General features: G+C 69.2%; 11 protein-coding genes and 1 pseudogene. 6 read left to right on the top strand and 6 right to left on the bottom strand.

Features of this window, described 5'->3' with window-relative positions; translation table 11 throughout:
* Window positions 1–14: 14 nt before the first annotated feature.
* The 3 genes and pseudogenes from EDD90_RS37115 to EDD90_RS37110 form a co-directional block, all read left to right on the top strand.
* Window positions 15–164: pseudogene (locus EDD90_RS37115) on the top strand (type II toxin-antitoxin system VapB family antitoxin); the annotation flags it as partial.
* A complete protein-coding gene (locus EDD90_RS57805; RefSeq protein WP_260328373.1) occupies window positions 100–330 on the top strand; it encodes a hypothetical protein in 231 nt (76 codons plus the stop codon). The pseudogene EDD90_RS37115 and the gene EDD90_RS57805, both read left to right, overlap by 65 nt.
* A gap of 727 nt (window positions 331–1,057) precedes the next feature.
* Window positions 1,058–1,519, top strand: coding sequence for a hypothetical protein (locus tag EDD90_RS37110; RefSeq protein ID WP_123977288.1), 462 nt, complete (start codon window positions 1,058–1,060; stop codon window positions 1,517–1,519).
* On the opposite strand, the gene EDD90_RS37105 is transcribed toward EDD90_RS37110, so the two are convergent.
* Window positions 1,494–1,688, bottom strand: a complete 195-nt coding sequence (locus tag EDD90_RS37105) for a hypothetical protein (protein ID WP_123977286.1) — start codon at window positions 1,686–1,688, stop codon at window positions 1,494–1,496. The two genes, EDD90_RS37110 and EDD90_RS37105, sit on opposite strands and share 26 nt — an antisense overlap.
* 637 nt (window positions 1,689–2,325) lie before the next feature.
* On the opposite strand from EDD90_RS37105, the gene EDD90_RS37100 reads away from it, so the two are divergent.
* The gene (locus EDD90_RS37100) at window positions 2,326–2,697 is read left to right on the top strand and encodes a BlaI/MecI/CopY family transcriptional regulator (protein ID WP_123982040.1); all 372 of its coding nucleotides are present in this window, start codon (window positions 2,326–2,328) and stop codon (window positions 2,695–2,697) included.
* A gap of 350 nt (window positions 2,698–3,047) precedes the next feature.
* Here the strand turns inward: EDD90_RS37100 and EDD90_RS37095 are convergent, their stop codons facing one another.
* The 4 genes from EDD90_RS37095 to EDD90_RS37080 all read right to left on the bottom strand — a co-directional run bounded on the left by EDD90_RS37095 (window position 3,048) and on the right by EDD90_RS37080 (window position 7,196).
* Window positions 3,048–4,697 carry a multicopper oxidase family protein gene (locus tag EDD90_RS37095; RefSeq protein WP_123982038.1) on the bottom strand — a complete coding sequence of 550 codons (1,650 nt, stop codon included), beginning with the start codon at window positions 4,695–4,697 and terminating at the stop codon, window positions 3,048–3,050.
* A gap of 107 nt (window positions 4,698–4,804) precedes the next feature.
* A complete protein-coding gene (locus EDD90_RS37090) occupies window positions 4,805–5,254 on the bottom strand; it encodes a hypothetical protein (RefSeq protein WP_123977284.1) in 450 nt (149 codons plus the stop codon).
* A 129-nt stretch (window positions 5,255–5,383) separates the two neighbouring features.
* Window positions 5,384–5,935, bottom strand: a complete 552-nt coding sequence (locus EDD90_RS37085; RefSeq protein ID WP_221305146.1) for a hypothetical protein — start codon at window positions 5,933–5,935, stop codon at window positions 5,384–5,386.
* Between the two features lie 349 nt (window positions 5,936–6,284).
* Window positions 6,285–7,196 carry a M56 family metallopeptidase gene (locus tag EDD90_RS37080; protein WP_123977282.1) on the bottom strand — a complete coding sequence of 304 codons (912 nt, stop codon included), beginning with the start codon at window positions 7,194–7,196 and terminating at the stop codon, window positions 6,285–6,287.
* Between the two features lie 544 nt (window positions 7,197–7,740).
* On the opposite strand from EDD90_RS37080, the gene EDD90_RS37070 reads away from it, so the two are divergent.
* Window positions 7,741–7,953 carry a hypothetical protein gene (locus tag EDD90_RS37070; RefSeq protein WP_123977280.1) on the top strand — a complete coding sequence of 71 codons (213 nt, stop codon included), beginning with the start codon at window positions 7,741–7,743 and terminating at the stop codon, window positions 7,951–7,953.
* Window positions 7,954–8,126: 173 nt separating this feature from the next.
* On the opposite strand, the gene EDD90_RS37065 is transcribed toward EDD90_RS37070, so the two are convergent.
* On the bottom strand, window positions 8,127–10,061 hold the full coding sequence (locus EDD90_RS37065) for a glycoside hydrolase family 97 protein (protein ID WP_260328370.1): 1,935 nt from the start codon (window positions 10,059–10,061) through the stop codon (window positions 8,127–8,129).
* 383 nt (window positions 10,062–10,444) lie between these two features.
* Here EDD90_RS37065 and EDD90_RS37060 point away from each other — a divergent pair, with 383 nt between their 5' ends.
* A complete protein-coding gene (locus tag EDD90_RS37060; protein WP_123977276.1) occupies window positions 10,445–11,941 on the top strand; it encodes an RICIN domain-containing protein in 1,497 nt (498 codons plus the stop codon).
* Window positions 11,942–12,278 lie beyond the last annotated feature (337 nt).

The following is a 12,278-nucleotide window of genomic DNA, read 5'->3' as shown; positions in this document are numbered from 1 at the left end:
GGCCGCAACGTGCTCTGCGCCTCCAGGACGAGGCGCTGGAAGAGGCAGCCAAGGAACTCTGCACCACCACCAAGCGCGACACCGTCAACACCGCCCTGCGTGAGGTCACGGCACGCTACCGACGGCTGCGCGTCCTGGACGAGGCCCGCGAACTGGCCGGCGATCACCAGCAGGCTCGACAAGGAGCTGAAGGAGGAACGGCCCCAGCGGAAGCCACTGACCCGCGCGTATCTCGACCTGCACCGGTGGGCGCGGCGCGTGGGTCCGGACACCCCGGCCGGGACCGCGCCCGAACCGCCGGCAGAGCTGGACTTGACGCCCTGGCGCTGACCCGTTCGTACTTCGGTACGAGGCGTTGCGTGGCGTGCTGCTCGTCGTTGTCCAGGCATGAGATATGACCAGAACCATGGCTCGGGCTCCGGGGCGTGGACTACGACGGTGTCGGCCCGGCTGAAGGCAGCTTGCAAGCGCCTGATGCTGGAGTTCCGCTGGGTGCAGCGGAGAACCGAGCGGATCGCTCGGGCTCTGAGCGAATTGGAAGAGGGTGTGACCCGCTTCCAAGAGGCCTTCAGGCTGCTCTTCGGCCCCGCCACGGCGTAACCAAGTGATCGTCCGGGCGGCCCCGCTCTCCTTCGGGAGGGCGGGGCAGTCGCCCGGGCGCCGACAGGCCGAAGGGCGATGCAGGAATCAAGATGTTCATCACAGGAAAGCGACAGGTATACGCGCGAAGACTGGCGCCGAGTGACAACGTGCAATCGCCAGCGACCTTGGGCGGCCTGGAATCGAAGGTCAAGCTCAGCGTCTGGGCACCCGGTGCCGACCTGCGAGTTTCACAGCCGGATCAGCACACCAAGACGGCATCCGCAGGTGGACGGCCGCCAAGGTCGTCGTAGGCAGTTCGGGCGCGGTCGACAGCCTCGGCGTTCTCCGTACCCAGTCACGGAGCTGCGACGCGCTCGGCCGGGTCACCGCCGTATGGCAGAACTCCCGCGCCACCTCGGCACCCGCCAACATCACCTACGACTGCACCGTCTCCGGTACGGGGCTGTCCGGCACGGTGACGGACCGGCTCAACGACTCGCTCGGCTACGCCACTTCGGTCACCGTGTACGACTCCCTCGGCCGGGTCCGGCAGACCCAGGACCCCACTCCTCAGGGCGGCCGCCTGATCAGCGACTCGTTCTACGACTCGCGCGGCTGGGTCCGCAAGAAGAACAACCAGTACTGGGACCCGGCCACCGCCCCGACGCTCGCCGTGGCCTCCGTACAGGACTCGAAGATCCCGAACCAGGACGTCTACACCTTCGACGGCCTCGGACACACGGTCGTGGACGATTCCGAGCAGTACGCGAACCTCGCGCAGGAGACCGTCAACGTCTACAACGGGGACACCACCACCGTCATCCCGCCCAAGGGCGGCACGGTGAAGACGACCGTCACCGACCCGCTCGGCCGCACCACCGAACTGGACGAGTACAGCGCCGCACCGACGCTCAGAGGGCTTGGTCCGCCAGGGTGATGTCATCCGGAGCGGGGATGGACACTGCCGGTGATCCGGTGATTTCGCCAGCGTCGACGCGGAAGCTGATGCCTCGCCCGTCGCTGTAGCCGACGCGGGCTGCCCCGTCGGCAGGCTCTGCGGTGTCGAGCGCCAGGTCTCCGCCGAGGCTCTGAGCGAGGTTGGCCACGGAGCACCACACCCACCGGCCGTCATCGTTGACACGCACTTCGGTATGCCGCGACCCCGGACGGCCACCGCGTCGAACGCCTCGACCCACACATACCGGCCGAAGTGCGGCCCCGTTGGCGGCAGGTCCTCGTCACCGGCGGCCTCAGGCCGACCTCGATTCATGGTCCTACCGCACCACGACGCAGCGGAACAAGTCTCCCCACCTGCACGCATTCGTACAGGCCAGACGACCACCCGCTGACGCAGACCAACCCGGCCCCACACTCACGAGCAGCAGATTCAGTCCGTTCAGGCGAAGTTGACGCACCGACACCCAAAAACAAACGTTTTCGCAGGTCAGGGACCTGCACTGGAGGGGCGGGTGAGACTCGAACCCACAGCCGACGGATCATGAGTCCTGCGAGAATCTTGGCGGGCCTTGCCGATCAATGCTCATCTTGGCCGTCTTGCCAGGTCGAACCGAGTTCGGCCCCTCACTCCTTCTCGGTCCTTGTCGGTCCGTTCCGGTCCTCGTGTCCAACCTGCGTCCAGAAGTCGTGCCGCGGCGGGCTCGTCCTCACTCGGGCCACCCCACCGGCCGTACTGCAGCCTCTACGATGACCCCTATTACCGCGGTGCAGAAGGAGACGCTGGGCATGCGACGGCTGGGCGATCTGGAGGCGGAGATCATGGACCGTCTGTGGAGGTGGAGGCGCCCGGCGACCGTGCGCGAGATCGTCGACGACATCAACCGGACCCGGCCCGTCGCCTACACGACCGTGATGACCGTGGCCAACATCCTCCACAGCAAGGGCTGGCTGGTACGCGAGCAGAAAGACGGCCGGGCCTGGCTGTACGAACCGGTCCGCACTCGGGAGGAGTACTCGGCCGCCCTCATGGAGGACGCCCTGAGCGCCAGCGAGGACCGCCCGGTGGCGCTGACCCACTTCGTGGACCAGATGTCTTCCACCGAGATCACCGCGCTCCGCAAGGCCCTGCGCAACGCCGGAAGACGCGCCGAAACGTAACGGGCGCCGCCGGCGGACAGGGTCGCGAAGGCCGGACACGCGTGGGAGACGCGACGTTCTGGATGAAGACCGGTACGGCCGCGGCCGGCCAGGAGCAGACCCAGAGGTGATGAGGTCGTGGTCCGGGAAGGTGGCGTCCTGCGCACCGTCGCGCACGCGGATGACGGCGAAGCAGACGCGTTCATCAGAGCCGTCGAGGACTTGAACCCGGCCCCGCGTGTCCGCTCGCGGAACCCGCACGGCAGGCAGCCGGGTAACACCGACGTGCCGTACACAAACGACCGTGGTCGCCGGCGCTTCCGTCGGCACGGCGAAAGCGGTGCCGACGGAAGAGCCCGGTCTGACGTTCGTCAGGCCTGGTAGGCCACCAGCGCCATCATGCCGGCCTCCCCGTGGTAGGCGTTGTGGCAGTGCAGCATCCACTGGCCCGGGTTGTCGGCGTCGAAGTAGACGGACACCGTCTTCTTCGGCAGCACGATGGTGGTGTCCTTGCGCGGGCCGTCGGTGCCGAGCTGGTAGGTGTGGCCGTGCAGGTGCATCGGATGCCACATCGTCGTCCTGTTCACGAAGTCCAGGCGGACCCGCTCGCCCTGCTCGACCAGGATGGGGTTCGCGGTCGGGTTGCCCATGTCGAACCGCTTGCCGTTGATGCCCCAGTTGTACTTACCCATGCTGCCGGTCAGCTCGATACGGTGCACCCGGTCGGCCTTCTTCGTCGCCAGCCGGACGTCGTCCGCCGCCTTCAGCCGAGAGGCGGTCATGATGATGCCGTCGAGTTCCTCCGGGCGGACGGTCGGTGTCGGCGCGCTGCCGGAGGCGGTCCGGACCAGCGCCATGCCATTGGCGTCCTTGCCCTCGGCGAGGGCGACCAGCGGGAAGACACCGTCCGCGAGGGTGACCAGGACGTCGTACCGCTCCCCCATGCCGACGAGCAGGGCATCGACCTGCTGGTGCTGAACGGGGTATCCGTCGGTGTGGGTGACGGTCAGCTTGTGCCCGCCGAGCGCCACCCGGTAGGCCGTGTCGCCGCCCGCGTTGATGATGCGCAGCCGCACCCGCTCGCCCGGCTTGCCGGTGTACACGTCGGGGTCGGCCGGGACACGTCCGTTGACCAGGTGGTACGGGTACTTCACGTCGCCCGCGTCGCCACCGAGCAGCTTGCTCTGAGCCCCCATGAGCATGAACTTCATCGACATGCCGCCGGAGCCGGACGGCGAGGCGCTCGCGTCCGAACTACCGCTGTTCATGCTCATGTTGGTCATGTCCATCCCGCCCATGCCCCCCATGCCCCCCATGTCGCCGCTGGAGGAGTCGCCGGGGTCGGCGCCGGCTCCGCCCATGTCCATACCCATGCCCCCCATGCCCTGCTTGATCTCGGCGTAGACCTCATCGGGGGTGCCGGTGACACCGTCGACCCAGTCGTCGAGGACGATGACCCACTCGTCGTCGTACTGGAGCGGTTCCTTGGGGTCTTCCACGACAAGCGGGGCGTAGAGGCCCCGGTCGAGCTGGACGCCGACGTGCGGGTGGAAGAAGTAGGTGCCGGGGGCGTCGGCGACGAAGCGGTAGGTGAAGTTGCCGCCGGCGCGTACGGCGGCCTGGGTGGCCGGGGGTACGCCGTCCATGTCGGCACGCAGGGCTATGCCGTGCCAGTGGATGGAGGTGGTGGTCCTGTCCGGCAGCTGGTTGGACAGCTCGGCGGCGAGTGTGTCGCCCACGGACAGCCGCAGTTCCTTGCCGGGGGTCCGGCCGCCGAAGGCCCAGCTGGCCGCCGTGACCCCGCCGCCGAGGTCGAGCATGGCGCGCGCGGCGGTCAGGGTCACCTGCTGCGTCCTGCCGGTGGTCCTGCGCTTCTTCTCGACGGCGGCGACCGCCGCGTCATCGGGGCTGACCAGGGAAGGGGTGGAGCTGCCGGAGCCGCTGCTGCACGCGGCGAGCGCGCCCGCACCCGCGGCGCCGAGCCCCGCCAGCAGGACGGAGCGGCGGTTGATGCTGTTCATGTCGTTCACGTGGGGAGTCCTCTACTCGATGTGCCGTCGGCCGGACTGCGCGCGGGCAGCACCGCTCGCGTACCAGGGGGACGCGGCGGCGGCTCGCGGGATCCGGCCTAGATCAACAGCCGGGAGAGGACAAAGAGATCGGGGGGCGCACGGTACGACGTCCCGGTCGGATCGCGCTGGGCGGACACGGAACGGAAGGCATCCGGCCGGACAACGGTGACAGCGGCAGGCGGCGGCAGGAGTTTCGCCGTGCTTACGCCCGCAGCCGAACAGTGCTGCATGCCGGGACCCGAGCAGGCGCCGCTCTCATCGTCCATCGCCGTGTACACGGCCTTCAGGACCGTGCCGTGCGCGGCGGAGGCGGCCGTCGGGGCCACGGCGGCGTAGGTGTGATCCGTGCCGGCCATCGCGTTCATGGAGTGGGCGGGCGTGGCAGCGTACGCCGTGTCGTGGTGGACGAGTACAGCGAGCGCGGCGAGCAGTGCGACGACCACGGCCCGCGCGCAGCGCGCTGCGCCGCCTCGGGGTCCGGCCTGCCGGTCTGTGGCTGTCGTCATCGCTTTCCGCGCCCTGTTCTGTCTGACACGACCCACCCACTATACCCACCAGGGGTATATGGATCTACTAAGCGAGCTGCGTACACGACATCGGCCGATGACCGGCCTCCGCAGGGCACGCAGCGCCCGTCACCCCGAGGCGGCCGTCTTCTTGCCTGCCGGTGTCACGGCGAACCACGTGCCGTTCTTGCCCTGGCCGTTCATCTCGCCGGCCTTGGTGTCGCCCATGTAGCGGTACAGCGGCCAGCCGGCGAGGGTGACCTGCTTCATGCCGTCGTCGCGGGTGAGGACGCCGATCTTGGCCTGGACGCCCATCCCCTGAGGGGTGCCGTCGGCCATGACCGGCATCCAGGTCTGCGCACAGTCGCCGGTGCACATCGACATGTTCACCTGGTCCTTGTCGTAGCGGTAGAGCGTGAAGCCCTTGGCGTCGGTGACCACCGCCCCCATGCCGGACATCGTCTTGGACATCAGCATGTTCGTACTGACCATATGGCCGGCGCCGCCGCTCGGGGTGGACGTGCCGCCGTCGGCGGGTGCCGTGGTCCCGGCGGGTGCGGAGGCCGCCGGTGCGGCCGCGCCGGTGTTCGTGGAGTTGCCGTCGGACGATCCACACGCGGTGAGCAGCAGCGCCGAGGCGACGCCCGAGGCCATGACGAGGGCAATGCGGTGCCGGGACACGGAGTTCTCCCTTGTTGTCACACGAGTTATCTACTGATGCCCTTAGTACGTTCGTGGACAGCGGACCGTTCAGGCACACGAGACGCACATGACGAGACAGGCGGTCGAGGACGGCCTGCGGATGACCATCAGGACCAGGCCGACCCGGGCCGTCCTTCGCCGGCCGCACCGCCTCGCGACCGTCCGGGGAGCCGCTGATGTCCGACATCACCGGCTGACACCGGCAGCCCCGGAAACGGTCGGAAACCGTGCACGCCGACGGTCGGCGTCGGGCCGCTCTCCCGGCGAAGCGCGGGTTGCGGAAGGCGCCTTGGCCGGCCTGTCGGGGATGGTGCGGGTCCTGCGGGTGTCAGGGAACGCACGCCACCGTCAGGGGCAGCACCGGAGCCAGGACCGTGGCCACAACGATGCCCAGCCATGCCACGCGGTGCGGCCGGGGCTGCGGTGCGAGGATGCGCCGGAGTCGGATGAGGACTCCCGAGCCGCCCGCACCCAGAGCCGCCGCCGGCGCCCGTCCCGACGCGACCTCGCACATCGCCGTCGCCAACGCGTCCCTGGAGTGATACCGCAGGGCGCGGTCGTCCGCGATCATCTCCAGCAGCAGGTTCGTCTGCTCTTTGGCGTGCCGGGCGAGCGGCAGACCGCGGAACGCGCGCGAGAACGCGTCCACCAGGATCTTCCACAGGTGATGCCTGCCCGCGATGTGGGCGCGCTCGTGGTCCAGTACGGCGCGCAGCTGCTCCTCGGTGAGGATGTCCAGCGCGCCGCTGGTGATGACCACGCGGGCGCGGCGTCCGGCCAGGCAGTACACGGCGGGAATGCCGTGGTCGACGATCGTGGCGCCGTACTCGGGCGCGGGTTCGCCGACGAGGGTGAGCATGTCCAGCTGGCGGTTGCCGGCACGTCGCGCCCGCCAGGCGCACCGGACCAGCGATCCGACCGGCAGCAGGACGACCGCGACGGGTGCCCCGATCGCCAGCACGTCGTCGAGGGCGGGGGGCGCGCCGCCCGCCGACGTGGCGTCCGCGGGCAGTCCGCATGCGGTGAGCAGCCCGAACATTCCGTCGTGCACATGCTGTTCGGCCGTCACCGCGTGGTACACCGAGAGGGCGGTGGCGACCACGAACGTGACCATGAGGCCCTGCCACGCCAGGACAGCGACGGCCGGAGCCCGGTGCGCCCACGGGGTCCTGGCCAGCAGGGGCGGCACCACGGCACCCACCAGGACCGCGTACGCGGCCAGCCCCGCGGCTGTGATCATGCGCTGCTCCGCCTCTTCACCGCTCGGAGCGCCGAGCGTAGCGCGTCCACTTCCTCCGCACTCACCTGATCCACGAAACCGGACAGAGCGTCCGCCGGGTCCCGGGTGTCCGTGAGGACGTCCCCCTCCAGGTCACCCAGTCGACGCGCAGCGGCTTCCTCTCGGCACCGGGCAGGCGCCGGCCGTGCACAGGCGCCGTACGTGCGCGCGAGGAACGCCGACGAGGCGACCGCCAGGAAGGGCTGCGCCGGCGCCCCGTACGAGAGGCGCCACCGACCCCGACGGCCGGAACCACCAGCTTGTCGCAGACCGGACAGCACAGCCCGGCGAAGACGACGCGACGCGAGCATTCGCCCAGATGATGACGGGCGATATCGTCACGGGCCACTCCGCAGAGGTCAAGCAACTGCAGAGCCACCGGGCGAACCCTCGCCCCTCACTCCGCTGACCACCAAGATCCCAACGACTCCCGCCTCGGGCCCACCTGCCTCCCGACGGCCCGGCGGGTGGCGGAACGAGCGGCCCGCAGGCAGACGGCTCGGCCTTGGCCCTGCCCCGGCCCCGCGGGTTGCTCGAACCGAGCCGTTCCCTGCTCCTCAAGCGACGGATCACCGCGGACCGGAGTTCCCTGGCACCCGGCAAGGTCACCAGGCACCACTTCCGATTCAACGGCCACGTCCTCGACGTCGACCTGGCCGCCCTGCGCCGCGAGGTCCGCCCCTCCCGCGAGTACGCGCTGAACACACCGACCGCCTGAGGATTCCCCTTCATCGTCCCCCGGCCGGCCCCCTCCGGGGAACCCATCGCCCCGGCGGTGCCATCGGCTGATTGCGTCACGCACGCACAGGGCCGCTATCAGACACACCTTGGGGAGTTCCATGTCCCTCCCCACTGTCCACCGGGCCGGTCGACCGGCGGCCGGGACCGGTGTCAGTTCGGTTTCAACACCACCGCCTGACCGCCGGCGGGGGCCATGGCCACGCTGAGCACGGTGGCCGAGGTGACGGTCCGGGTGCTCTTCACAACGGGAGTCTGATAAGCGTAGGTGCCGGGCGTGCCGTCGGCGTAGACCGTCGCCGTCCAGGTGCCGTCGGCGAGGAAGGACAGCGGGAGCGACAGCGTCCGGGCCGATTCGTCGGTCATCGCCCCCAGGTACCAGGTGGTGCCGTTGCGGCGTGCGACCGCGACGTACTGGCCGATCGATCCGTCGAGGGTCCGGCTCTCGTCCCAGGTGGTGGGGATGGCGTCGAACCATGGCAGGCCGGGCCAGTTGGCGGTGTTGGCGTACTTGGACGGCGAGTCGTACCAGTAGAGGAAGTTCAGCGGCTGGTAGTAGACCGCGGCCATGGCCATCTGGTGGGCGTTGGTGGTCCGGTCGCGCGACTGCCCGTAGCAGATCGTGTAGTCCATCGGCCCGCCGATGTTCCGGGCGAACAGCAGGGTGATGTTGTGCGAGGCGGTCGGGAAGTGCTCGTTGCCCCGCACACCCTCCAGGCTGATCCAGTTGGGGTAGGTCCGCTCGTAGCCGAAGGGCCGCACGTCGTCGTGCATGTCGATCAGCAGGCTGTGCGCGGCCGCGGTCTTCGCCCAGCCGGTGATCTGGTTGGTCATGGCCTGGGTGCCGTCGTTGATGAAGCCCAGTTTCACGCCCGCGACGCCCCAGCTGCGGTAGCGGGCGAAGAGGCTGTCGGGGCTGGTGAGCGCGATGCGGTTGACGTAGAGGATGACCCCGATGCCCTTGCCCGTGGCGTAGGAGATCACCGAAGGCAGGTCGATGGCGTCGATCGGCCCGGTCGCGTCGGTGGTGCTGCCCTCCGGCCCGTACCAGCCGGCGTCGTACTCGATGTACTGCAGCCCGCGAGCGGCGGCGAAGTCGACGCCCGCCGTGCCGTCGGCGGTGGTCAGGTTGCAGCGGAAGACCTTGCCGGGCTTGATCCACGAGGTGTCGGCCGGCGCGCCCGCGGGCGCGAGGTTGAGCACCAGCTCGGCGTTGTCGACCAGTTCGGCGTGGGTGGAGCCGGTCACCACCGCGCGCCAGGGGGTGGCGAACGGGGTGGTCACCGTGGAGGCCGTCTGGACGGTCCCGCTCCCGCGGGCGGTGTGCTCCATCAGGTGGGCGGCGAGGGCGTCGGGCTGCCCCGACACCGAAGACAGCATCAACCGCGGGAAGTTGACCCGGGACGACTCGCAGACGCAGGCGATCAGCCCGCCGCTCGCGTACGTGGCGGTCAGCGGAAGGTCGGTCAGCGGGCCGGTGTCGGTGCCGGCGGTCCCGGCGGACGGGATCGAGTCCGGAGCGACGGGGTTGTACGCGTCCTCGTCCCGGGCGCTGTAGACGAGTGTGCCGTCGGGGAAGACGAAGGTCGTCAGCTCGTCGGCGACGGTGGCGGTGCCCTTGTCGAGCAGCACGTACCGGAAGGCGACACCGCTGGGGTAGGCGCGGATCTGGACGCCGAAGTTGATCAGGGTGGCGGTGTCCCGGAGGTTCCAGCGCATCTCCTGGTACCAGTCGTGGACGGTCGCGTTGCGGCCGTAGACCGGGGTCCAGGTGTTGTCGACGGTCCAGTGCTGGTAGTTGGTGATGACCGTGCCGCTACGGCCGAGCGTCGTCCCGTCGTCCAGCTCCAGGCCCAGGGCCGAGGTGTCGATGACGGTCGCACCCCTGCGCTTGGCCGACCAGGTCAGAACGCCGCCGGTCAGCGACATCGTGATCGCGGTGCTGCCGTCGGGGGCCGTAGCGGTGACCGAGGCATCCGCCGCCGCAGCCGTGCCCGTCGTACCGATCCCGACCGCGGCGGCGCCGGCGGCGACAGCCGCGCCCTTGAGCAGTCCCCGCCGGGACACCGGGCGTGCTGGGACCTCCATGGCGGTGCACCTCTCCATTGATTGGACCCGAGTCGGCTACCGGCCCGAGCTACCCCAACACAAACGAACAGGAACGAACGCTTTCGATCGACACCGGGCAGTTGTACGCCTGCATCTTCTGAATGGTCAACAGTTCCTACCGAAAAAAGCGCCACTGACCACCCCTCACTTCTTTCGTTCCGTCAAGAGCAAACAAAATCGATCGCGTCTCTTGACACCCCGACGAACAGGAAGCTCTCATTTCCCACTGAACGCCGCATCCGCTGCCGCGCGTTCGCCGCGTCTGCCACCCTTCGCGGCCTCGACTCCCCCTTCCAGCACGCCGTCAGGCACCCGCGCCGCGCGGACGACGTCATGTCAGGACCTCGAAGGAGAGGCAGAGCATGCCGAACCGAGCACCCCACCACGGGCCCTCGCACAGTCGGTTGCGGGCAACCGCCGCCGCGCTCCTCACCCTGCTCGCAGGCCTCGCGGCAGTGCTGCTGCCCGCCGCGCCCGCCAGTGCCGCCACCGTCTCCTTCACCCTGGGCGCCACCAGGACCGACCAGAACGGCAACACGCTCCAGCTGCACGGCCTGGGCATCATCAAGGTCGGCGGCACCTGGTACGGCTTCGGCGAGGACAAGACCGGGGAGACCTCGTCCGACACGTCCTTCCAGGACATCCCCTGCTACACCTCCACCGACCTCTCCAGCTGGACGTACCAAGGCGTGGCACTGGCCAAGCAGGCCGGCGGCGACCTGGGCCCGAGCCGGATCGTGGAGCGACCGAAGGTCATCTACAACGCGTCGACCGGTACGTATGTGATGTACATGCACATCGACAGCACCAGCTACGGCGACGCGCGGGTCGGGGTGGCGACCAGCAGCACCCCCTGCGGGCCCTACAGCTACCGGGGCAGCTTCCGCCCGATGGGCAACCTGAGCCGTGACATGAACCTCTTCCAGGACACCGACGGCACCGGCTACCTGCTGAGCGAGGACCGCAACAACGGCCTGCACATCTACAAACTCTCCGCCGACTACCTCTCCGTGGACAGCAGCGTGGCCCTGCTGGGCAGCAGCGGCTCCGCGAGCTTCGAGGCGCCCGCCATGGTGAAGAGCAACGGTACCTACTACCTGCTCGCCTCCCACCTGACCGGCTGGAGCACCAACGACAACGTCTACACCACCGCCACCTCGCTGAGCGGGCCATGGGCGACGATGCGGAACTTCGCGGCGCCGGGCACCCACACGTACAACAGCCAGACGGCGAACATCATCACCGTGCAGGGCAGTTCCGGCACCACGTACATCTACGCAGGCGACCGGTGGAACACCGGCGACCTCGGCAACTCCCAGTTGATCTGGCTGCCGCTGACCATCCGCGGCACCGTGGTCAACCTCGGCCAGTACCCGAGCTGGTCGCTCGACACCACCGCCGGCACCTGGACGCCCGTCTCCGGAGTGCCCGCCAACGCGGTGCACACGCTGACCGACGCCGGCAGCTCGATGCTGATGGACGTCTCGGGCGGCTCGACGACCAGCGGCGGCAAGATCATCCAGTGGCAGTCCACCGGCGGCGACAACCAGAAGTGGACGCTGAACCGGGTCGCCGACAACGTCTACACGCTCGTCAGCGTCAAGAGCGGCCTGTGCCTGGACGTCCCGGACAAGTCCACCGCGGAGAACGTCCAGCTGGAGCAGTGGACCTGCAACGGCGGCGCCAACCAGCAGTTCGCCGCCGACCTCGTGGGCAGCCTCACCGGCACCAAGTTCATGCTCGTCAACATCAACAGCGGGCTGAACATCGGGGTGGACTCCTCCTCCACCACCGCGGGCGCCGGCGTCGTCCAGCTGACCGGCACCGGTGCCACCAGCCAGCAGTGGACGATGTCCTGACGAACCACCACCCAGAGGGCCACCGCACTTCACGGCGGCCCTCTCGGCACATCATGACGGACTGCGGGCCCTCCACAACAAGCCCCGGCGGCAGGACCGCCTCACCGAGTCGCTTCCGACCGGCATGGGGAGCGCCCCACGGAACACGACCGGCCGCGCGACGCAGCGACGCCTACGCCTACGCCTACGCCTACGCCTACGCCAAGGCTCTGCAGGCCACGAGAGTCCCGGTCGCCCACCGAGTCTTCGAGGGTGCCGACCGCCACTTCACCCACGCCGACCCGGTGCCGGCCGGGAAGGAGGCCATCGAGTCGATGGCCCGCCCCGCGCAGCATCA

Source organism: Streptomyces sp. Ag109_O5-1, from assembly GCF_003814875.1.
GTDB lineage: Bacteria > Actinomycetota > Actinomycetes > Streptomycetales > Streptomycetaceae > Streptomyces > Streptomyces sasae.
This window is presented reverse-complemented; position numbering and strand designations above follow the sequence as displayed.